We start from the raw sequence: 21,709 nt of genomic DNA on the forward strand, positions 1-21,709 counted from the left end.
CATGGGCGCAGCACTCCCACCTGACGTCACTGGCGCCAAAGGCGGCAGCAAGAAGCCCAAGGCTCCCTACGAGGCTCCCGACAGCCTGCGGTCAACCAACATCGCCAAGATACTTCTGGCAGTGGGCGAGGGCGAATTCGACGGAACGCCGACAGCGCGCGATATCTACCTCGACAACACACCAATCCAAGATGCCAGCGGCAATATGAACTTCCCGGGCGTGAAATGGGAGTTCCGCCGTGGCACTGTGGAGCAAAGCTACATCAAGGGTATTCCTGCGATCGAGAGCGAGACCTCGGTTGGCGTTGAACTGCGCAGCGAACAGCCATGGACGCGTGCGCTGAGCAACACTCAGTTGTCGGCAATACGGCTGCGTTTCAATTGGCCACGCCTGCTCAGCCAAGACACCAGCTCTGGCGACACCAACGGCTACACCATCGAGTATGCGATCGACATCGCCACCGATGGTGGCGCATTCGTTCAAGCACACCGCAACTCGGTAAGCGGCAAGACCAGCAATGGCTACCAACGGTCAGTGCGCGTGGATTTGCCGGCCGCGACCACAGGATGGGTTGTTCGCGTTCGCCGCCTCACACCCAATCGGAACGCTGGCAACATCGCCGACACCATGATGATTGAGGCTTACACCGAGATCATCGACCAGAAGCTGCGCTATCCGAACACTGCGCTGCTCTACATCGAGTTCGACGCTGAGCAGTTCCAGAACATCCCGTCTGTGACGGTGAAGTGCAAGGCGCGCCGCTGGCCAGTGCCTACCAACTACGACCCGATTGCCCGCACCTATACCGGTACATGGGACGGCACCTTCAAGCAGGCGTGGACCAACAACCCTGCATTCGTCACCTATGGCCTGTGCGTGGAAGACCGGTTCGGCCTGGGAAAGCGCATCAAGTCGTGGATGGTCGACAAGTGGGAGATGTACCGCATCGCCCAGTACTGCGACCAGCTTGTACCGAATGGGGTGGGCGGGCAGGAACCGCGATTCCTGTGCGACCTGAACCTGCAGGGCAAGGCCGAGGCCTGGACGCTGCTTCGCGATCTCTCTGCCATTTATCGAGGCATGGTGTACTGGGCCCAGGGCGCGCTGTTCATGCAGGCCGACATGCCGCGTGCGCAGGATTTCGACTACGTGTTCACCCGGGCGAACGTCATCGATGGCGAGTTCACCTATGGCGGCGCCGAGCGCAGCACGCACTACAGCCGGGCCCTGGTCAGCTACGACAACCCCGGCAACAACTACGACACGGATGTGATCCCGGTCACCGACCTGGCGCTGCAGCGCCGCTTCCAGGATCGTCCGATCGAGATCTCGGCTATTGGTTGCACCAGGGCCAGCGAGGCCCAGCGCCGCGGCAAGTGGGCGCTGCTGAGCAACAACCAGGATCGGACTGTCACCTTCAAGACTGGCATGGAGGGACGCATTCCGCTGCCTGGGCACGTCATTCCGGTTGCGGATGAGCTTCTTTCTGGCCGCCCGAACGGCGGGCGCATCGCCGCGGCTGTCGGCAAGGTTGTGACCTTGGACCGCGACACCCAAATCAAGGCCGGCGACCGCCTGATTATCAACCTGCCAAACGGCAGTGCCCAAGGCCGTACCGTGCAGTCGGTTGCCGGACGCGCCGTGACCGTGACCACGGCCTACAGCGTGCAGCCGGAGCCTCAGTTGCAGTGGGCAATCGATGCCGACGACCTGGCCATCCAGCTGTTTCGCGTACTGAAGACTGCGCGCACCGCCGAGGGCGAGTACGAGATCACCGGGCTGGAATTCAACCCGAGCAAGTTTCCAGCGATCGACACCGGCGCCAAGCTTGAGGAGCGCCCAATCAGCGTCATCCCGGTGACCACTGTTCCGCCGCCGGCGAGCGTCACCCTGACCTCGGACTACGCGATCAGCCAGGGCCTGGCCGTCAGCACGATGACCATTGCCTGGCCTGCGGTGGAAGGGGCCGTGGGATACGACGTCGAGTGGCGCAAGGACAATGGCAACTGGATCAGGCTTCAACGCACCGGCACCGCGTCAGTCGATGTGGTTGGCATCTACGCCGGTCAGTACCTCGCCCGGGTTCGCGCAGTCAGCGCGTTCGATATCTCGTCGATCTGGCGAGACTCGATACTCACCGATCTCAAGGGCAAGGAAGGCCTGCCACCGGCGGTGTCTTATCTGAACGCCTCGAGCGAGCTGTTCGCAATCGGCCTGCGCTGGGGCTTTCCGCCCGGCGCCGAGGACACACAGCGCACAGAGATCTGGTACAGCCCAAGCAACGACCTGTCGACGGCAACGAAGCTCACCGACCTGGCCCACCCGCAGCGTGACTTCATGCTGCAGGGGCTGGCTGCGGGCGTGTCGTTCTTCTTCTGGGCACGCCTCGTCGACCGCACCGGCAACATCGGGCCGTGGTACCCCGTGGATAACGGCGTGCTGGGGCAAAGCGGCATGGATGCTGCGCCGATCCTCGACCTCATTGCGGGGCAGATCGGAGAGACGGAACTCGGCCAGGACCTCAAGGATCAGATCGACAAGATCCCCGGCCTGCAAGATCAGATCGACGCACTGGACGGGCTCAAGGCATACGACCCTGAGCAGGCCTACACCCAGGGCGAGATGGTTGTGGTCGCTGGCAGGATCTACCAAGCCGCGCACGACGTACCAGCAGATCCAGAGGGCGGCAACGCCCCGCCAAACGTGGCCTTCTGGCTGGATGTGGGGCAATCACTGGAATCGGCCAACGGTCTGGCCATGCAGGTACAGATGAACACGGCCGACATCACCGAACTGGATGGGGTGGTAACGGCCCAGGCATCGAGCCTGCAGGCGCTCAGGGCTGCATGGCGGGAGGACGACGGCGAGGGCGACCTCACTGACGCCATGAACGCCTATGACGCCAATGCCGCCTTTGCGCAGGAAGTGATCGTCCGTGCGACAGCTGACGAAGCCCTGGCCCAGCGCGCAACAGAGCTGGCCGCTACGGTTGGCGATGTGTCGGCTGGCATCTCTGAGCTTGAGCGAACCGTTGCGACAAGCACCGAGGCCACGGCAGAGGCAATCACGCAGATCCGTGCCGAGGTCGGCGACAGCAAGTCCGAGATCCAGACCGTGGCGCGCGCCCAGGCCGACACCGACGGCAAGTTGAGCACGATGTGGTCGGTGAAGATGCAGCAGACCAGCAATAACCAGCTCGTCGCGGCGGGCTTCGGCCTGTCGATCGAGAACGACAACAACGGCAACCCGATCAGCCAGTTCCTCGTCAATGCCAATCGCTTCGCTGTGATCGGCACGCTGGACAATGGGCAGCTCTTCACGCCGTTTGTCGTACAGTCCGGCCAAGTGTTCATGAATCAGGCGTTCATCCAGGACGGCACGATCACCAACGCCAAGATCGGGAGCTTCATCAGCTCGACAAACTACGTGGCGGGCGTGCAGGGCTGGAGGCTGAACAAGGACGGGACGCTCGAAATCAATGGTGTGGTAGCCGGGCAGGGCCGGCTCACGATCACCCATCGTGCAGTGAAAGTGTTCGATGGCAACAATCGGCTGCGCGTCCAGCTTGGAGATCTCACAGCATGACCTACGGACTGCGGACCTGGAACGATGAAGGCGTGCTGGAAATGGACACCGACAGCTTCACGTACCAGGTCATTCACAATCAGCTGTATAGGCTAGGTCCTCAAGGAAACGGATTAGTAATCGTCGTACCAATACCCGGTTTCAACCCATCGACCTGTGTTGCAACGTTACTTCCTACGCAAGCGGCCCCGAATACCTATGCGGTGAACGCAATGCCATACATGGCCGTTTATAGCGGGGGGGTAACTCTGCGCGCGATACACCCTGACCAGCCTAGTGGGCTGAATGAAGCTGTGACCGCAATCCAGGTCAGGCTTTTGGTGATGAGGTATAGAAATTGAGCTTCGGTCTGCTGGTAAGGAATGACGATAGTTACATTCAAATTGACGCCGATAACCCCAGGCTATGTGCGATGTATAGCGGCACGTACGCTGCAACTTCTACGTCCGTGACTATCACGTTCCCCGCTCCTATACGAACTCCCGAGCCGCCGTGTGTGTTCATCCGAAATTCGCCCAGCCAACCCCAAGTTCTGTACAACGGAATGACGGTTTTAGGTGGGCCGGGGGCATGGACAGGGTTCCGGCTTGATGCAACAGGAAACATCGGCTTCAGGCCAGCTGGTAAATGGTTCGCTGCGGTATTTGCCTCCCGATCAGCATCAGCCTGGGGGCTAAGAATGTGGGATGGGGAGGGGGTAATTATTTACGACTCTGGAGCGGCCCCCGTCCTGTTCACCAAGGCAACAAATGCGTGGGCATTTGAGGGCTGGGGGAACTGGACAGACATCGGCTCTGCGTATTATTGGCGCTCGGCCATAACAGGACCGATAGCAACCGATGAATATTTCATGATCAACCCTTTTTCAAGGGGAATTCTTGCACCCAACAGTCCTGACTGGCTGTCAACCGGCGCTCGATTCAACTACTCAGAAAACAGATTGCAGTTGTTTGGCGTCGGTTCGGGGCCGGGTGGGATCACAGCCTGGTCTGATTTAGGCGCGCCTGCAGTGGTATTTGCCCGGCTACCTGGCACTTGAGCCAGCAGTAGAAAACATTTGCTCGCCTCGCGCGGGCTTTTTATTGCCTGGAGAATTTATGTCTTGGTATAGAAGTGGCACGGTTGCAGTCGTGCCTGGAGAGGTCACAGTAACTGGTACAGGCACGGCGTTCTCTGCCAATGGACGTGTAGGTGACGCATTTCAGGGGCCTGATGGGCGCTGGTACGAGGTCACCAACATCGCCAGTGCTTCGGTGCTGTCAATTATTCCGGCCTACCAAGGGGAGGCGGTGACCGTCGGCCATTATGCTCTCGCGCCGATGCAAGGTTATGTGAAGGAGTCGGCGGATAGATTGCGTGCAATCACCGCCGGGCTTGTGAGCGTGGAGGAGGACGTTGCAGCAGCTAAGCAGGCTGCTAGCGACGCAGAAAGCTCAGCGACCCGCGCCGGCGCGTCGGCAACTCAAGCTGGTAACGATCGCGCAGCGGCCGAAATCTCAGCTGGAGCAGCGCTGGGGTCCGAGCAGGCTGCGGATGGATACCGAGTTGCAGCTCAAACGTCCGCTCAGAACGCGCTCGCATATCGAAATGCCGCGGCCGGTCACAATACCCAGGCGTCGGCATCGGCCACCGCTGCTGCGGCTTCGGCGGCGGCAGCTGCGCAGTCCGAACAGAACGTCTCCCACAAGGCGAACGCCGGCGCCAACTCCGACATCACGTCGCTGTCAGCGCTGACTACAGCCCTCTCGATCGCCCAGGGCGGTACCGGCGGGAAGACCGCTGCTGATGCTCGCAGCAACCTGGGCCTGAAACTGGCGGCACTGGCAGACATTCTCGGCACAGTCAGCCAGTCCGGCGGCGTACCGACCGGCGCACTCTTCGAATACGGCGCGAATGCAAATGGCGAATACCTGAAGCTGCCTAACGGCACCATGCTCTGCATGGCAATGGCTGACACGGGCTTGTTCTCTGCAACGAGCTCGAACTTCGTTGGGTCTGCATCGGGTAACACCTACTTCAAGAACATACCCGTCACGTTTGCTGCGCCATTCGCAGGAGCCCCGATGGTCTGGGCCTCAGTCAATTCGGGTGCGGCATGGGGGGCTCGTCCACTTTCAAGTTCGACTTCTAGCGCCTCAATCCAGGTGTACACCACAACTACCGCATCGTCCGGCATCTGCGTATTGGCAATAGGAAGGTGGTACTCATGATCATCAAACTTTCTCCGGCTGGCATCAATCTGCCGTTCGAAGTACTCAGGGCCGGCGACGTGCTCACGCTCAATGGCGCCCGGTTCGATCTGTCGCAGTTGCCTGAAGGCGCGACGCTGCCGCTCGAGGCTTTTCCAGAGTCGCATTTCGCCGGCGATGCGCAGCGCGTCGATGGCGAGCTTCACGTTGTGCTGCGGCTGCCGTATCCACCTGGCGCGGGTGAAGCTGTGCGTTGGCCGGAACCTATCATTGACCCTGCAGACGGCAGGGTCCCGTTGCCGACCGACGGGCTTCCAGATGCTGCGGTAGCGCCCGAGACCTGGCCGCATTCAGACGCCAGCATCGACTGGACTCTGGTCATCACGAGAGAGGGCAAAGAGCAGGCAGCCACTGCCGCTCGCCTTGCCGCCGTGGTCGCTGATGCCGCATTTCGCCGCGCCGCTGCAGACGCGGCAATTGCACCCCTGCAGGACGCAGTCGACCTGGACGACGCGACCGACGCTGAGTTGCTTTCGCTCAAGGCCTGGAAGAAATACCGGGTCGCGCTGAGCCGGCTACCTGAGCAGCCAGGTTACCCGACCGATATCGACTGGCCCGCGCCGCCGGCCTGACCACAGCTGAACACCGATACCCGCCTTGAGCGGGTTTTTTATTGCCTGGAGAAACGCATGGCTCGAATTTCCGACTCCCTGGCGGGCAGCAAGAATGCGCTCGCTTTCCTCGATATGCTGGCCTGGTCCGAAGGCACCTCGACTAGCAAGCACACCCGCGACGATGGTTATGACGTGGTTGTTGGCGGCATCGATAGCCCGAACACGTTCAAGAGCTACAGCACTCACCCTGGCGTGCTGGTGACAGTGAACAATAAGGGCCTGAAGTCCACGGCCGCTGGCCGGTACCAGCAACTCCAGCGCTACTGGCCGCACTATCGCGACCTGCTCAAGCTGCCCGACTTCGGGCCCACCAGCCAAGACAAGCTGGCCCTGCACCTAGTCAAGGAACGTGGCGCCCTGGCGGACGTGCACGCCGGCCGCATCCAAGCCGCGATCACGAAGTGCCGGAACATCTGGGCCAGCCTGCCAGGCGCTGGGTACGGGCAGCATGAGCGCAAGCTGGATGACCTGCTGTCGCACTACATCGCGGCCGGCGGGAGGCTGGCGTGAACGGCTGGGCCTGGCGCGCTACGGCCTTGCTGCTGTTGCTGGCGTCGTACTGGTGCGCCTATGAGCATGGGCGCACGACGATGGACGCCGAGTGGCAGGGCAGGTGGGCCGCGCGCGATGCTGGCGACAAGCAGGCCTGGGCCCTGGCCGAGACTGCAGAGCGGACCAAGGAGCAGGCCCACCAACAACAAATGAACAAGGTGATTCTGGATGGACAGAAAATCATTGACCGTGCGGTGGCTGATGCTGCCGCTGCTCGCGCTGATCTCAGCCTGCGGGATGAAGCTGACCGAACAGCCAGCCGTATCACCAGTCCGGCCGGCGGCCATTCCTGCACTGCCGCCGCAAGCGCGGCAGCTTCCCGCGTCGCCCTGGTGCTTGCCGACGTGCTCAAGCGCGCTGATGAAAGAGCGGGAGACCTGGCGGCTGATGCTGATCAAAGCCGGGGAAGGGGGCTGACCTGCCAGCAATCCTACACTCAGCTAGGTGGTCAATAGCCGATCATGCAAACTGCCATGCTGGCCGCGTGGCTTGGCGGGTTAATCTGAGCTGTTCGTGCATTACTCTTTTGAGATCTTTGCGCCAGGTAATGCAGATGGGGTCATCATTGATCTGAACATTGGCACTATTTGATCTGCTCCGCGCTCATTTAAATGATCATCATCAAAGTAGATAGGGAGCTCATCTTTAGAGCCGGAGCAGCGACCTTTATCGCATAGGTATGGCGTGGGGTCGAGAATTACAATCCCGCACCTGTCTCGCGCTTCCTCTTGCGCATTGAGCACAAAAGCATTTCGTTCCTTGTACTCATCGATGCTTATAAATATGTCTGTTTCTTTCCCAGGTATCATTGCTCGTCGTGCCATTGTTTTTGGTACGTCTAGTTTCATTTCGGGAATCGGCTTCATCATGTAAACCGTTCTATTTTTTGCGAACTCACACGCAGTGCTTATAATTCCTTCTCGAATCTCATCAAGGTATTCCTGTGTTCGTTCGCTATACATTTTTGTTACATATACGGCGGGCTGCTCTATTTCTGCCTTCCTGTCGGGCTCGTTTGGGCCGAAAATATAGGCGCTAGCTCTATTTATTATCACTATCGGAATGTCATGTGGCGCTGCTTTTGATATATCTAACGCGTTTTCTATAAGCTCTGAGCACCGCGACTTAGGGGCAGTGACAATATTTATATTCCTTATTGTTAGACATCCTGAGATGCTTAAGTCTAGGGCGTATAGCTCTTTTGGTAGTGATTTTTCAATAGCACGTATTATCGGTGGGACATGACTGTCACCTAAAACAATTACGCCAAGATTTTCTCCGCCATAATGACACTTTGTAAATGGCTGTCTACCTGGTGTTCTGCATTCTTCCAGTCTGGGGTTTTTATTTTCTGCTTGCTCTAATATTAAACCTACTTTCGTTGCAAAGCTTCTGTTCGGAGCTCCTTCCAGGTGTTTGATTATCAAGCTAGGAGCTGCTATTGCAATAAGTGCAATTAAGATTAATGAAAGTGATTTGGTTGTTGATGAATTTACTGTTTTTCTTCTGGCTCCTTTCTCTATGTGGGTGTAAGACAGGCGGCCGATAAAAAAAGTTAATATTAGGCCGGCAACAATGGCGATGGGGTTTCCTAGCAGCTCAAAGGATGCCATTGTGGCCACGATGGGCCAATGCCATAGGTAGAGCGAGTAAGAGCAATCACCAATCCATTGGGCTGGCCTGGAATCAGTTAGTACCGAATCCTGTCTAGCCGCCGCAATGATGAGCATAGTGCCGATGACTGGAGCCAAAGCTCTCCAGCTTGGCCAATTTGTTGTGGAATCAAAAAAAGTCATCGACAGTATTATAAGAACTGCGCCCGATGCTTCTAATAATCTACCGTTAATTTCTGATGTTGGGTCTTTTCTACGCATAAAAAATACTAAACCGCCAGCCAGCATCTCCCAGGCGCGAGTATGGAAAAGATAAAAGGCAGAAGATCTATCAACTTCAGATGTATATATGCAAATGGCTAGCGATGACATTGACAGCAATAGTATGCTTGTAGCGAGCGATCGTTGGCGCGGGCTAATTCTCCATACAATCTTTAATATTATTGGGAGGATTAGGTAGAATTGCCATTCAACCGAAAGTGACCAAGTATGGAGCAGCAATTTGTCATAAGATGCTGCGTCAAAATACCCTGCTTCCGATAGAAATTGGAAATTTGAATAAAATCCAATTGCGCTAAGAATGTGTGTTGTTAGTGTGTTGTAATCTGCCTGCGGGAGATAGAACCATCCAAGCAGTAGCAGCACGCTACACAGTGCCGCAAGCGCCGGCAGCAGTCGTTTAGCTCTGGCTATATAGAATGACGGCAATGAAAAGCTCCCGGCTTTATCATTTAGGCCGGCTGCGATAATTCCAGTCATTAAATAACCAGAGATCACAAAAAACACATCTACTCCGACGTAGCCACCGCCGAATCCAGGAATCCCAAAGTGATACAGGATCACAGCAATAACGGCCCAAGAGCGAAGCCCATTAATATCGCGCCTGAAATTAAAAGTATTCATGGAGTGCTGAGGAGAGCCCACTTAAAATATCCATAAGCAGAAGACGATAGCCATCGTCAATTTAACAGAGCGTAGAGTCTACAGAGCGTAGGTTTTTTTTGCAGCCGTCAAGATGTCTCTTTCGAGTGGTGGGAGACCGCGAAGAAACCCTTGAGCGACTTCGCATATCCGGGCTAGCTCTTGCTAGGCGAAAGGCCTAGTGGTTAGCTAATGACAGTTCAAGTAGTGAAGGGAAGCACCATGTCTGCCCAGGCCTGCATCATGTCGCGGCGCTGCTCTATATATGTGGCGTGGTTGTACACGTCGCGGATTGCGCTGCTGTCAGCGTGGGCCAGCTGCCGCTCGATCCAGTCCTTGTTGTAGCCGCGGGTGTTCATCTCGGTGGAGAAGAGGTGCCGGAATCCATGCGGCGACTGCCGGCCGGTATATCCGCAGCGGTCCAGCAGGTTGACGGCATAGTTAATGCCGATTGGGCGGACGGCATCTGACCGGTTCTGGAACACGTACTTCATGCCGCCGGATATCGGCAGCATCGAGCGTAGTATCTCCACGGCCTGCCGCGATAGCGGTACCACGTGGTCGCGGCGCATCTTCATCTTGCTGGCAGGGATGGACCAGGTCGCGGTGTCCAGATCGATTTCCGCCCATTCGGCCTTGCGCACCTCTGCCGGACGGCAAGCCGTAAGGATGAGCAGCTTGGTGGCGCATTGCAGCTGCAGGCCTGACTGACTTTCCTCGATGGCCTTGATGATGGCGGGCATTTCGGAGAAAGCCAGGAACGGCCGGTGTTTATGCGGCGCCATCTTCTCAGTGACAGTGTGCATTTCCGCCGTGGGGTTGTTCTCGATCATGCCGGTTGCAATCGCGTACCGGAACACCTGACCCATCCATTGCCTGGTCTTGACTGAGGTGGTCAACGATCCTCGGCGCTCAATCCTGCGAATCAGCGTGATCACGTCTGATCGCTTGATGGAATCAATCTGTCGCAGGCCAAAGGCCGGCAGTACATCCAGCTCCATCGCATTCGAAATAATCTTGATCGTCGACTCGGTCAGGCTTCCCTTCCTGAATTCCAGCCACTCGTCATAGACTCGGCGGAATGTCCTCTCCTGAGCGCCGAGGCGCTCTGTCTTCTTCACCCGCCTTGATTCGCGTGGGTCTTTGCCTTGCGCAACATCCTCCCGCGCTTCATCCCGCCGCGCGCGCGCCTCCTTCAAGCCAATCTCTGGGTAAGTCCCAAGCGAAATCCTGGCCTGCTTGCCAAGCCACGTGAACCTGAAATGCCAGCTCTTTACCCCCGTATCGGCGATGTACAGCGTGAGCCCTAGCGAGTCCGCAAGGGTGTAGCCCTTTTCCCGGGACTTGGCCTGCCTGGCCGCGGTGTCAGTGAGCGCCACTAGTACATTGCCTCTTGGTGGTAGTTGGATGTACTGGATGATGTACTAGGTTTTCGAGATTGGGAAGGTACAGAGTGGTACGCGGCGATACGCCAATGACGCCTGTTTTAGGGCGTCATGGCTGTTTATGGTATCGCTCGGTTTTCGGCGGGAATCCACTGTGGAATCTTTGAAAATTTCCACGGTATCTTAGAACTCTGAAAACCAATGCTGACCGGCAGCTTAACAGCAAGCCTACTTCAACGGTTGCAGATGCTGGTGCAGCTTGCCGGTTTCCACCAGTTCCAGGAACTCGTCGCCCAGCCGCTGGCTTTCGCTCATGGCGGTACGCCAGTAACGTTGGCGGTTACCGGCATCGCCCATGAAGCGCTTGAAGTCGCTGCGATCCGGCAGCTTGCCGTAGGGCAGGCGGGCCAGGTACTGCGGCGAGGGTGCCAGCAACAGCACGTTCTGCAGGTATTGCGCATTGCTGCGCCGCCAGGGCAGGGCCTTGTCGAACCACCCCGGCACCACCTTGTGGGTGAAGTGAGGGTAAAGCACGATGTCCTCGCCGCTGTAGGGCAGGTCGAGGTGATAGTCGAGCAAGCCACCATCCCGGTAGGTGCCCGCCCCGACCCCCGGAATGTCCCGCACGCCTTCCATCACCATGGGAATGGAGCCTGAAGCGAGCAGGGCATGACGCAGGTTGTCGACCGCCAGCGGCAGGCAGCGCGAAGGGAAGTCCGTGAGGGGGTTCAACGGCGGTGCGCAGCGTGCGTCATGCAGGATCACGCGTTCGAAGTGCCGGGCCAGCCGCGAACGGCTCACGAGGTTGTCGGCAATCACCGACGACAGGCCTACGCCCAGTCGGCCTCGATGATCGTGCTGAAGCAGGCCGTGGCTTCTGACCAGCATGATGTTGAGCCGATAGTGGGGGTTGTCGAGAATGCGAGCATCCTGGCCCTCCAGTAGGTCATCGAGCATGCGACGACAGCTCTGGCTGACCTGGGCCTGGGTCACGCCCTTGGCGAAATCCTGCTCGGTATACAGATGGCCCAGGCGCAGCAGGGCCTGGGCGGGGTCGGGCAGGCAGGCACTGGCGAAGCGCCAGGAGCCGATCGATGCCCCGATCAGCGAGCGCGCGCGCGGTGCTGTGGGCAGCCACTGGCCGAACAGCGCCAGGTCGATACCCTGGATACCCAGCGCCTTGGGGCCGCCTGCAGCGCCCGGTAGCACCCCCACGTCTGCAGCCTGCAGACCGCGTTCGTGTACATGGGCAAACGCCCGCGTGCCGGCCTTGAGTGTCAGCGCTGGAAACTTGATCTGGATTGAGCTCATAAGGGCCTCGTTGTCCTGGATCAACGATTATAGAGAAGCGTGGACGGAACAGGGGCGCGCCTGAGCTATCATGGCGCCAGTTGTTTTCAGTTTCAGTTAAGTTCGGTTCGGTATTCTGAACCCGTAAGCAAGATTGATCCTAAATGGAGAGACACGATGAAAACATTGACTGCCCTGTTCGCCACCGCCGCCCTTGCCCTGAGCGCCAACGTTGCGCTGGCTAAAGACATCCCCACCAATGAAGTCGTGCAGCTGGTCCAGGCCAAGACCATCCTGTCGCTGGATGACCTCAACGCAAAAGCGCTGGCCAAGCATCCGGGTGCCACCATCAAGGACTCCGAGCTCGAGGACGTGTACGGCCGTTATGTGTACAAGGTCGAACTGCGTGACGCGCAGAACGTCGAATGGGACGTGGACCTTGATGCCAAGACCGGTGAAGTACTCAAGGACGCCAAGGACACCTGATGACTGCACGCAAGCGAACGGCACCGTGGCTGTTCCTCGCATTGCTGGTCTTCTGTACGCCGGCCCTGGCCCGCGACCTCGATCAGGATGAAGCCCTGGAGCTACGTCAGAAGGGCATCATCCTGCCGCTGGAGCAACTGTTGAACTCCGCCCTGGGGCGTTACCCCGGGGCGAAGTTGCTTGAGGCGGAGCTGGAAGAGAAGCACAACCGCTACGAGTACGAAGTCGAGCTGGTCACCCCGCAAGGGGTCGTGCGTGAAATCAAGTTCGATGCACGCACGGGTGTGCTGATCAAAGATGAGGAAGATGACTGATGCGCCTGTTACTGGTCGAGGACAACGTCCCGCTGGCCGATGAACTCACCCAGAGCCTGCAGCGCCAGGGCTACGCCATCGACTGGCTGGCCGACGGCCGAGATGCGGTGTACCAGGGTAGCAGCGAGCCCTATGACCTGATTATCCTGGACCTGGGGCTGCCCGGCCTGCCCGGCCTCGAGGTGCTGGCCCAATGGCGCGCCGGCGGGCTGTCGACCCCGGTGCTGATCCTGACCGCACGGGGTTCCTGGGCCGAGCGCATCGAGGGCCTCAAGGCCGGTGCCGACGATTACCTGAGCAAACCCTTTCACCCCGAAGAGCTGCAACTGCGCATCCAGTCGCTGCTGCGCCGCGCCCGTGGCCTGGCCAACCAGCCGACCCTGCAGGCCGCCGGCCTGCACCTGGACGAAGGCCGCCAGTGCGTGAGCCGCGACGGACAGGACGTGCAACTGACCGCCGCCGAGTTTCGCCTGCTGCGCTACTTCATGTTGCACCCGCAGCAGATCCTTTCCAAAAGCCACCTGGCCGAGCACCTCTACAACGGCGAAACCGAACGCGACTCGAATGTGCTCGAAGTACACGTCAACCACCTGCGCCGCAAGCTGGGGCGCAGCGTGATCGAAACCCATCGCGGCCAGGGCTATCGCTTTGGCGGAGTGGTCGAGTGAAGTCGATCCAGGCGCGCCTGAGCCTGGGGCTGGTCGGTGTACTGGTGGTGGTCGGCCTGGCCCTGGCGCAGATCAGCCTGTGGCTGTTCGAGGTCGGGTTGCAGCGCTACCTGGAGACGGGGTTGCGCAAGGAAAGCGAAAACCTGCTGGTGGCGCTGGTGCGCGGCCACAGCGGCCTCGAACTGGACGAGCGACGCCTGTCGTCGGCGTACCAGCGGCCGTTTTCCGGCTACTACTTCCGTATCGATTTCGAAGGGGGCAGTTGGCGTTCCCGCTCGCTCTGGGACATGGACATGCCCCGTCCGCCAACTCCCGGCCTGCACGCGGGCCTGGAGCTGGGCCCGGCTGGCCAGCAACTGCTGGTGCTGCGTGCCGACTACCGGCGCCTGGGCCAGGCGATCTCGATCAGCGTGGCGCAGGACTATACCCCCGTGCGCGACGGCTTCCGGCGCATGCAGCAGCTCGGCCTTGGCCTGGGGCTGGTGGCGCTGCTGTTGATTCTGGTGCTGCAACGCATCACGGTCACACGCTCCCTGCGCCCACTGGAACGCACGCGCGAACAGATCGCCCAACTGCAGCAGGGCAAGCGCTCGCAGCTCGACAGTGAGGTGCCTGTCGAACTCGAGCCCCTGGTGGCGCAGATCAACCACCTGCTGGCACACACCGAAGACAGCCTCAGACGTTCACGCAACGCGCTGGGTAACCTGGGGCATGCCCTGAAGACCCCCCTGGCGGTGCTGATGAGCCTGGCGTCGAGCGAGCGCCTGAACGACCTGCCCGAGGTTCGCGCCCAGTTGCAGGCTCAGCTGGAGCAGATCCAGCAACGCCTGAGCCGCGAACTCAATCGCGCCCGGCTGGCCGGCGATGCCCTGCCGGGGGCGCATTTCGATTGCGCCACCGAACTGCCGGGCCTGCTATCGACCCTGGGCATGATTCACGGCGATCACCTGCTCATCCGCCATCAGGTGCCCGATGGGCTGTCCTTGCCCTGGGACCGCGAAGACCTGCTCGAGCTGCTGGGCAACCTGCTGGACAACGCCTGCAAGTGGGCCGACAGCGAGGTCTGCCTGAGCATCGAGCAAGAGGGCGGGGTGTATCGCTTGTGGGTGGACGATGATGGCCCGGGCATCCCCGAAAATGCCAGGGCCGGGGTGCTGGAGCGCGGTGCGCGGCTCGACGAACAGGTCGATGGCCATGGGCTTGGCCTGGGCATCGTTCGCGATATCGCCGAAGCCTGGGGTGGGCAGATGAGGTTGCTGGAAAGCCCGCTGGGCGGGCTGCGGGTGAGCATCGAGCTACCCCGCAGGGTAGCCCGATAACACCATCAGACGCGGAACTGGTCCATCAGCCCCTGCTGCTGGTTGGCCAGGCTGTTCAGCGACTGGCTGACCCGCGCCGACTCATTGGCCTGCTCCGAGAGTGACTCGGTCACATCGCGAATGGTCGCCACGTTGTTGTTGATTTCCTCGGCCACCGCGCTCTGCTCTTCGGCGGCACTGGCAATCTGCAGGTTCATGTCGCTGATCACGGTGACGGCCTCGCCGATCTGGCGCAGCGCAGTCACGGCCTGACCGACCTGGTCGACGCTACCCTGGGCCTGGCGGTGGCTGCTGTCCATGGCGCCCACCACCTCGCGGGTGCCGGCCTGCAGTTGCTCGATCACCTGACGGGTCTCCTCCACCGACTCCTGGGTGCGTCGGGCCAGGTTGCGCACCTCGTCGGCGACCACCGCAAAGCCGCGCCCGGCTTCCCCGGCACGGGCCGCCTCGATGGCGGCATTGAGCGCCAGCAGGTTGGTCTGCTCGGCGATGGAGCGGATCACTTCCAGTACCGAACCGATCTTCTCGCTGTTGTCGGCAAGGCCTTCGACCTGGGCCATGGCGGTGTTCATGTCGGCTGCCAGGGTATCGATGCTGGTGGTGGTGCGGTCGATCACCGCCAGGCCCTGACGGGTCGCCTGGTCGGCGTCACGCGCCGCCTGGGCCGCTTGCGCAGCACTGCGCGCCACATCCTGGGCGGTGGCGCTCATTTCGTGGGACGCCGTGGCCACCTGGTCGACCTGACGGTACTGCTGCTCCATGCCGGCGCTGGTCTGCGAGGCAATCGCCGAAGACTGGTCGGCGGTGTCGCGCGCCGCCTGCACCGAGCGTTTGACCTCGGCGATGATCGGCTGCAGCTTGTCGAGGAAGCGGTTGAACCAGCCGGCCAGTTCCCCCAGCTCGTCGCGCTTGTCGTAGTTCAGGCGGCGGGTCAGGTCGCCTTCGCCGCTGGCGATGTCCTTGAGCATGGCGGCCACGCCCAGGATGGGGCGGGTCACACTGCGCGCCATCACCCAGATCAGCAGCAGCCCCACGATCGCGGCCAGCACACCCAGGCCCAGCTCGATCAGGGTGCCACTGGTATTGCGCTGGTCGAGCTCGTTCTTGAGGGTCTCGGCCGGGCCGGTCAGGGCGCTTTGCGGCACATCCAGCAGCACGCCCCAGGGCTTGCCCCCCGGAATCGGTGCAAACGATGCCAGCACCTTCAGGCGCTCGTCCTTGTGGAGGCTCTGCAGGGGCGTGCCGCTGCTCAGCAGGCCTATCAGTTCCTTGCCGCTGGTGCTGTCGACCTGGTCGAAGCGTTGCGCCAGCTTGCCCGCATCCGGGCTGTAGCCGGCCAGCAGGCCGACCGGGCTGATGATGCCGATGCGGGTCTGGCCCTGGTACAGGTTCTGGCTGGCCTGCTGGCTCAGCGCCTGCAGGCTGTTCAGGTTGATGTCGATCGACAGGGTGGCGACCACCTTGTCGGCCACGATCAGCGGGAACACGATGCTGGTCATCAGCACCCGCTGACCGGCGATGTCATAGAAGTAGGGTTCGATCACGCAGGTCTTGCGCGTGGTACGCGGGCACACCGACCAGGTGTTGGCCGGCTCGCCGCTGGGGCCGATGCTGGTGTCGGTCATGTCCTTTTCGGGCAGCGCCATCGAGGTCAGCTTGCCGGGCGTGGGCTGCGACCAGTACAGGGCAAAGCGGCCGGCCTCGTTGCTGCCCAGCTCGGCCTGGTTGGCGAACAGGGCATCCTTGTTGTCCAGGGCGTTGGGCTCGAACACCAGCGACAGCCCCAGCAGGTCGGGGTTGGCCTGCAGCGCGGCGCGCACCTGGCGGGTCATGTCCTCGCGCAGGTCGAAGGCGTCCAGAAAGCGCTTTTCGGCCTGCTCGCGCAAAAACAGCACCTGGCGCGCAAAGCCTGCACCGTACTGGTAGGCATCCATGAACTGGCGGCGGATGCTCAAGGCCTGGACTTCGCCCTGGGACTCGATACGCGACTGGGCCGCTTCGGTCAGCATCTGCATGCTGCTGGCCTTGACCAGCTCGGAGTTGTGCTCCATGCGGTACAGCGAAAGGCCCACCAGCAGCGTAACGATGCTGGCCAGGCAGAGCCCGGCCAGCAGGGTGATTTTCCACTGGATGGAAAGTTGTCTCGACGACATGACGAAGTCCTTTGATCCAAAAAAAGATTGAGGCTGACGACTGTAACGGCCAGGCGCAGTTTTTCTTTATTCAAACGTTCAATTGAAATGCGTCGTTTTCAGTCATGCATGCGACCCGCGTGCAGCCGTCTAGCCCCGTACTTTGACAAGTGGCGGGTGCTGCTTCAGAGTGTGCGCCCTCCCATAAAAACACCTGTCGTTCGGCCACTGCGCTCGCAGTCTGTCGCCGCAGCGCAAGCTTTGTCTGGTTTCTAGAGGTCATGAAATGAATGCAGTAATTGCCGCGGTCGGCATCATGCTGATATTGAGCCTGGCCCGTGTGCACGTGGTCATCGCCCTCATCATCGGCGCGCTCGCCGGCGGCCTGGTGGGCGGCCTGGGTATCGAAGGCACGCTCAAGGCGTTCAACGGCGGCCTGGGTGGCGGCGCCACGGTGGCATTGTCGTATGCGCTGCTGGGCGCATTCGCCGTGGCCATCGCCAAGTCCGGGCTGGCCCATGCGCTGGCCGATCGCGCCCTGTCGATGTTCCATGGTCAGCGCAATGCCGAAGGCGGCAAGATCAAGTGGCTGCTGATCGGCCTGTTGCTGGTGGTGGCGATCTCGTCGCAGAACATCCTGCCCATTCATATCGCCTTCATTCCGCTGCTGGTGCCGCCGCTGCTGTACGTGCTGACTCGCCTGCAGATCGATCGGCGCCTGGTGGCCTGCGTGATGACCTTCGGCCTGATCACCCCCTACATGTTCCTGCCAGTGGGGTTCGGCAACATCTTCCTCAATCAGATCCTGCTGGCCAACGTCAGCCGTAGCGGGGTGGACGTCAGCGGCGTCAACGTGACCCAGGCCATGGCGATACCGGCGGCGGGCATGCTGTTCGGGTTGCTGCTGGCGGTGTTCTTCAGCTACCGCAAAAAGCGCGTGTACGACGTGGCAAAGATCGAGCAGGTCGAGCAGGTGGCCGTCAGCTACAACCCGTTGACGCTGATGGTGGCCGGCTGTGCGATCGCCGCGGCGTTCATCATCCAGCTGTGGCTGGACTCGATGATCATCGGTGCGATGGCGGGCTTTCTGATCTTCTCGCTGTCGGGCATCGTGCGCTGGAAGGACACCGATGACCTGTTCACCGAAGGCATGAAGATGATGGCCATGATCGGCTTCATCATGATTGCCGCGTCCGGCTTTGCCGAGGTCATGAAGGCCACCGGCGAAGTGAAGACCCTGGTGGAGGCCTCGGCCGGCTGGATCGACCACAGCAAGGCGGTCGGGGCGCTGCTGATGCTGCTGGTGGGCCTGCTGGTGACCATGGGTATCGGTTCGTCGTTCTCCACGGTGCCGATCCTGGCGGCGATCTTCGTGCCGCTGTGCGTGCAACTGGGCTTCGACCCGCTGGCCACCGTGTGCATCGTCGGCACTGCCGGCGCGTTGGGTGATGCCGGCTCACCGGCGTCGGACTCCACCCTGGGCCCGACCTCGGGCCTGAACGTCGACGGCCAGCACCATCACATCTGGGACACGGTGGTGCCGACCTTCCTGCATTACAACCTGCCGTTGCTGGCGTTCGGCTGGGTAGCGGCGATGGTGCTGTAGCGCGCCAGGGCGCAGGAGCTGGGCGCGAGGCTCAGCTTTTTCGCGGGGGCGGCGAGATGCGGTTGAGCACCGTATCGCCGTTCTTGTTGCGCGTCAGGTACACCGGCAGCACCTTGGGCATGTTGCTCACCAGGCGATTGACCTCGGTGGTGTTGTAGATGCCGCTGATGCGGATGCTGCCGGTACTGGCGTCCGCCAGCAGCAACGGCGTTTCCAGGTAGCGGTTGATCAGCGGCAGGGCCTGGTCCAGTGGCAGATTGTCGAGGATCAGCTTGCCGCCGCGCCAGGCCAGGCTGGTGTCGTGGGCATAGGTCTGGCTGAGGGCCGGCTCGTAGTCGCCGCGACGGTAGCTGGCCTGCATGCCGGGGCCCAGGCGATAGCCGCTGTCCGGGTCGCTGCTGTTGCTGCTGACCAGCACCGAACCTTCCACCAGGGTGACCTTCACCTGGTCCTGATACTTCCAAACGTTGAACTGGGTACCGGTCACCCGGGTCTGGCCCTTGCCGGCACGCACCACGAACGGGTGCTGGGTATCGTGCTGCACCTTGAAGAAGGCCTCGCCGTTGACCAGCGTCACCCGTCGTTCGTCCTTGTAGTTGGCGTAGCGCAGGGTGGTGTTGAGGTTCAACTCCACCTCGCTGCCATCCGGCAGCACCGCGCGGGCGATGGCATTGCCGCTTTCAACGCGCTCATAGCTGTTGGGCAGCCAGCCCTGTTCCCAGCCCACCCAGGCGCCAATCGGCAGCGCCACCAGCGCCACGGCCGCAGCCGAGGCCAGCCGACGCAGGGCGCGCCCGCGTGGCCTGGCTGACAGATTGATTACCGGGGCAGCAGGGCGGGGCAGGTGGTCGGCGGTCTGCCAGATCTCCTGCATGGCCTGGAATTCCTGCTCGTGCAGTGGGTCGGCTGCGCGCCATTGCGCGCAGGCGGCACGTTCCTGTTCACTGCAGTCCTCAGCATGCAGGCGCATGCACCAGTGCGCAGCGGCATCGGTGATGGCATCAAGTTCGGCTGCGCTGAGGCTGGTTTGGTTCATTGATACTCCCGGTTTTGGCCATTCTACCCTTGGCAGGTGGCCAACGAGAACCGAGTTCATCGTGAATGACTATCAGTTGTAAGAAATATTTGAACGAAAAACCACGCAAATGCGTGGTTTTTATCGTTTAAGCACCCGCCTGGAGCGTTGCGCGGCTCAGAACAGCTCGGCTGGCAACTGGTACAGCGGCGCACTGCCTGCGCGGATGCTGGCCTGCAACGACAGTACCCTGGGCAGCAGACGCTCGACGTAGAAGGTAGCCGTGGCCAGCTTGGCCTCGTAGAACGCCGGCTCCTGCTCGCGCCGTTCGCGGGCAGTGGCCGCCATGCGCGACCACATGTAGGCGTAGGCCACATAGCCGAACAGGTGCAGGTACTCCACCGACGCCGCGCCCACCGCGTTGGCATCACCGGTGGCCTGCTCGCGTACCCACTGGCTCACGCTTTCCAGCTGCGCCAGGGCATGCAGCAGCGGTTCGCACAGGGGCGGACGGGTTTCACAGAAGCTGCGGATCTCGTTGGCGAACAGCGCCAGCGACTGTCCGCCATCGGCCACCACCTTGCGCCCCAGCAGGTCCAGCGCCTGGATGCCGTTGGTGCCTTCGTAGATCTGCGCGATGCGAACATCGCGCACCAGCTGTTCCTGGCCCCATTCGCGAATGTAGCCATGCCCGCCGAACACCTGCTGGCCCAGTACGCAGCTTTCCAGGCCCATGTCGGTGAAAAACGCCTTGGCCACCGGTGTCAGCAAGGCCACCAGGCGCTGCGCGGCCTCGCGCTCCTCCGGCTGCTCGGCGTACTTGGCGATATCCAGCTGCAGGCCGACATAGGTGGCGAACGCCCGGCCGCCTTCGGTCAGGGCGCGCATGCTCAGCAGCATGCGCCGTACATCGGCATGCACGATGATCGGGTCGGCCACCTTGTCGCTGGCCAGCGGCCCGGTGGCGGCGCGGCTTTGCAGGCGGTCCCGGGCGTAGCGTGCGGCGTTCTGGTACGACGCCTCGGCGCAGCCGATGCCCTGGATGCCGATGGACAGGCGCTCGTAGTTCATCATGGTGAACATCGCCGCCAGGCCGCGGTTGGGTTCGCCCACCAGGTAGCCCACGGCGCCATCGAAGTTCATCACGCAGGTGGCCGAGGCCTTGATGCCCATCTTGTGCTCGATCGATCCACAGCTCACCGCGTTGGTTTCACCCAGGCTGCCGTCCTCGCCCACCAGGCGCTTGGGCACCAGAAACAGCGAGATGCCCTTGGGCCCGGCCGGCGCGTCGGGCAGCTTGGCCAGCACCAGGTGCACGATGTTCTCGGTCAGGTCCTGGTCGCCGCCGGTGATGAAGATCTTGGTGCCGCTGACCCGGTAGCTGCCATCGGCCTGGGGTTCGGCCTTGCTGCGGATGATCCCCAGGTCGGTACCTGCATGCGGTTCGGTCAGGCACATGGTGCCGGCCCACTGCCCGCTGTACAGCGCCGGCAGGTAGGTGGCCTTCAATGCCTCGCTGGCGTGCGCGTCGATGGCCAGGCAGCAGCCGGCGCTCAGCGCCGAATACAGGCTGAAGCTGCAGTTGGCGGCGTAGAGCATCTCCTCGAACTGCACCGCGAGCATCTTGGGCATGCCCAGGCCGCCGTACTCGGGGTTGCCCGCCAGCCCGACCCAGCCGCCTTCGCGGTAGGTCTCCCAGGCCTGCACGAACCCCTGCGCAGTGGTGACCCGACCCTGCGCAAAGTGCACGCCTTCCTCATCGCCGCTGCGGTTGAGCGGCGCAATCAGCTGGCCGGTGATCTTGGCCGCCTCTTCCAGTATCGCATCGGCGGTATCCGCGTCGACGCTGGCCGCCAGCGCCGGCAGGCGTGCCCACAGGGCCGGGCCCTGGAACACTTCGTGAAGAACAAAACGCATGTCGCGCAGCGGTGCATTGAACTCAGGCATAACGGTTTCCGA

The 21,709-nt window shown here is 61.1% G+C and carries 16 protein-coding genes; 10 read left to right on the forward strand and 6 right to left on the reverse strand.

Translation table 11 applies throughout. The annotated features are described in order from the left end of the window. Window position 1 precedes the first annotated feature (1 nt). The 5 genes from FW760_RS00360 to FW760_RS00380 all read left to right on the forward strand — a co-directional run bounded on the left by FW760_RS00360 (window position 2) and on the right by FW760_RS00380 (window position 7,456). On the forward strand, window positions 2-3,586 hold the full coding sequence (locus FW760_RS00360; protein WP_446443477.1) for a phage tail protein: 3,585 nt from the start codon (window positions 2-4) through the stop codon (window positions 3,584-3,586). 1,016 nt (window positions 3,587-4,602) lie between these two features. After that, window positions 4,603-5,796 (forward strand): hypothetical protein, encoded by a 1,194-nt coding sequence (locus FW760_RS00365; RefSeq protein ID WP_446443478.1) that lies wholly within the window; start codon window positions 4,603-4,605, stop codon window positions 5,794-5,796. Continuing rightward, window positions 5,793-6,407, forward strand: coding sequence for a tail fiber assembly protein (locus FW760_RS00370; RefSeq protein ID WP_353229098.1), 615 nt, complete (start codon window positions 5,793-5,795; stop codon window positions 6,405-6,407). Before FW760_RS00365 ends, FW760_RS00370 begins: the two co-directional genes overlap by 4 nt. A gap of 57 nt (window positions 6,408-6,464) precedes the next feature. Beyond that, entirely contained in the window at window positions 6,465-6,959 is a 495-nt protein-coding gene (locus FW760_RS00375; RefSeq protein ID WP_446443479.1) for a glycoside hydrolase family 24 protein, read from the forward strand. After that, window positions 6,956-7,456 carry a DUF2514 family protein gene (locus FW760_RS00380; protein ID WP_446443480.1) on the forward strand — a complete coding sequence of 167 codons (501 nt, stop codon included), beginning with the start codon at window positions 6,956-6,958 and terminating at the stop codon, window positions 7,454-7,456. Before FW760_RS00375 ends, FW760_RS00380 begins: the two co-directional genes overlap by 4 nt. A 63-nt stretch (window positions 7,457-7,519) precedes the next feature. Here FW760_RS00380 and FW760_RS00385 read toward each other — a convergent pair whose 3' ends face one another. From FW760_RS00385 to FW760_RS00395, 3 genes are all read right to left on the reverse strand, one after another. Continuing rightward, on the reverse strand, window positions 7,520-9,538 hold the full coding sequence (locus FW760_RS00385; protein ID WP_446443481.1) for an acyltransferase family protein: 2,019 nt from the start codon (window positions 9,536-9,538) through the stop codon (window positions 7,520-7,522). Between the two features lie 197 nt (window positions 9,539-9,735). Further along, window positions 9,736-10,914 (reverse strand): tyrosine-type recombinase/integrase, encoded by a 1,179-nt coding sequence (locus FW760_RS00390; RefSeq protein WP_446443482.1) that lies wholly within the window; start codon window positions 10,912-10,914, stop codon window positions 9,736-9,738. Between the two features lie 234 nt (window positions 10,915-11,148). After that, window positions 11,149-12,231, reverse strand: a complete 1,083-nt coding sequence (locus FW760_RS00395; protein ID WP_043861142.1) for a patatin-like phospholipase family protein — start codon at window positions 12,229-12,231, stop codon at window positions 11,149-11,151. Window positions 12,232-12,387: 156 nt separating this feature from the next. Between FW760_RS00395 and FW760_RS00400 the strand changes: the two genes are divergently transcribed. The 4 genes from FW760_RS00400 to FW760_RS00415 are packed head-to-tail and all read left to right on the forward strand — an operon-like array spanning window position 12,388 to window position 14,997. Then, window positions 12,388-12,696 carry a PepSY domain-containing protein gene (locus FW760_RS00400; protein ID WP_043861141.1) on the forward strand — a complete coding sequence of 103 codons (309 nt, stop codon included), beginning with the start codon at window positions 12,388-12,390 and terminating at the stop codon, window positions 12,694-12,696. Further along, window positions 12,696-13,010 carry a PepSY domain-containing protein gene (locus tag FW760_RS00405; protein ID WP_043861140.1) on the forward strand — a complete coding sequence of 105 codons (315 nt, stop codon included), beginning with the start codon at window positions 12,696-12,698 and terminating at the stop codon, window positions 13,008-13,010. Before FW760_RS00400 ends, FW760_RS00405 begins: the two co-directional genes overlap by 1 nt. Next, window positions 13,010-13,678: a response regulator transcription factor gene (locus FW760_RS00410; RefSeq protein WP_043861139.1), complete on the forward strand. Its 669-nt coding sequence runs from the start codon at window positions 13,010-13,012 to the stop codon at window positions 13,676-13,678. The genes FW760_RS00405 and FW760_RS00410 overlap by 1 nt, the downstream gene beginning before the upstream one ends. Beyond that, window positions 13,675-14,997, forward strand: a complete 1,323-nt coding sequence (locus FW760_RS00415; RefSeq protein ID WP_078481102.1) for a sensor histidine kinase — start codon at window positions 13,675-13,677, stop codon at window positions 14,995-14,997. Before FW760_RS00410 ends, FW760_RS00415 begins: the two co-directional genes overlap by 4 nt. A 5-nt stretch (window positions 14,998-15,002) precedes the next feature. On the opposite strand, the gene FW760_RS00420 is transcribed toward FW760_RS00415, so the two are convergent. Beyond that, window positions 15,003-17,150, reverse strand: coding sequence for a methyl-accepting chemotaxis protein (locus FW760_RS00420; protein ID WP_054916516.1), 2,148 nt, complete (start codon window positions 17,148-17,150; stop codon window positions 15,003-15,005). A gap of 265 nt (window positions 17,151-17,415) precedes the next feature. Between FW760_RS00420 and FW760_RS00425 the strand changes: the two genes are divergently transcribed. Next, window positions 17,416-18,735 (forward strand): Na+/H+ antiporter family protein, encoded by a 1,320-nt coding sequence (locus tag FW760_RS00425; protein ID WP_054916515.1) that lies wholly within the window; start codon window positions 17,416-17,418, stop codon window positions 18,733-18,735. A 31-nt stretch (window positions 18,736-18,766) separates the two neighbouring features. Here FW760_RS00425 and FW760_RS00430 read toward each other — a convergent pair whose 3' ends face one another. After that, entirely contained in the window at window positions 18,767-19,771 is a 1,005-nt protein-coding gene (locus FW760_RS00430; protein WP_058540429.1) for a FecR family protein, read from the reverse strand. 156 nt (window positions 19,772-19,927) lie between these two features. Continuing rightward, on the reverse strand, window positions 19,928-21,697 hold the full coding sequence (locus FW760_RS00435) for an acyl-CoA dehydrogenase C-terminal domain-containing protein (protein ID WP_116053513.1): 1,770 nt from the start codon (window positions 21,695-21,697) through the stop codon (window positions 19,928-19,930). Between the last annotated feature and the right edge of the window lie 12 nt (window positions 21,698-21,709).

The sequence above is a fragment of the Pseudomonas sp. 1176_21 genome, from assembly GCF_052850635.1.

Bases quoted from the DNA above. Each gene is read 5' to 3' on its own strand.
- FW760_RS00425 (WP_054916515.1), top strand. From the start codon at position 17,416: ATGAATGCAGTAATTGCCGCGGTCGGCATCATGCTGATATTGAGCCTG.
- FW760_RS00375 (WP_446443479.1), top strand. From the start codon at position 6,465: ATGGCTCGAATTTCCGACTCCCTGGCGGGCAGCAAGAATGCGCTCGCT.
- FW760_RS00395 (WP_043861142.1), bottom strand. From the start codon at position 12,231: ATGAGCTCAATCCAGATCAAGTTTCCAGCGCTGACACTCAAGGCCGGC.
- FW760_RS00405 (WP_043861140.1), top strand. From the start codon at position 12,696: ATGACTGCACGCAAGCGAACGGCACCGTGGCTGTTCCTCGCATTGCTG.
- FW760_RS00420 (WP_054916516.1), bottom strand. From the start codon at position 17,150: ATGTCGTCGAGACAACTTTCCATCCAGTGGAAAATCACCCTGCTGGCC.
- FW760_RS00360 (WP_446443477.1), top strand. From the start codon at position 2: ATGGGCGCAGCACTCCCACCTGACGTCACTGGCGCCAAAGGCGGCAGC.
- FW760_RS00430 (WP_058540429.1), bottom strand. From the start codon at position 19,771: ATGAACCAAACCAGCCTCAGCGCAGCCGAACTTGATGCCATCACCGAT.
- FW760_RS00370 (WP_353229098.1), top strand. From the start codon at position 5,793: ATGATCATCAAACTTTCTCCGGCTGGCATCAATCTGCCGTTCGAAGTA.
- FW760_RS00400 (WP_043861141.1), top strand. From the start codon at position 12,388: ATGAAAACATTGACTGCCCTGTTCGCCACCGCCGCCCTTGCCCTGAGC.
- FW760_RS00435 (WP_116053513.1), bottom strand. From the start codon at position 21,697: ATGCCTGAGTTCAATGCACCGCTGCGCGACATGCGTTTTGTTCTTCAC.
- FW760_RS00410 (WP_043861139.1), top strand. From the start codon at position 13,010: ATGCGCCTGTTACTGGTCGAGGACAACGTCCCGCTGGCCGATGAACTC.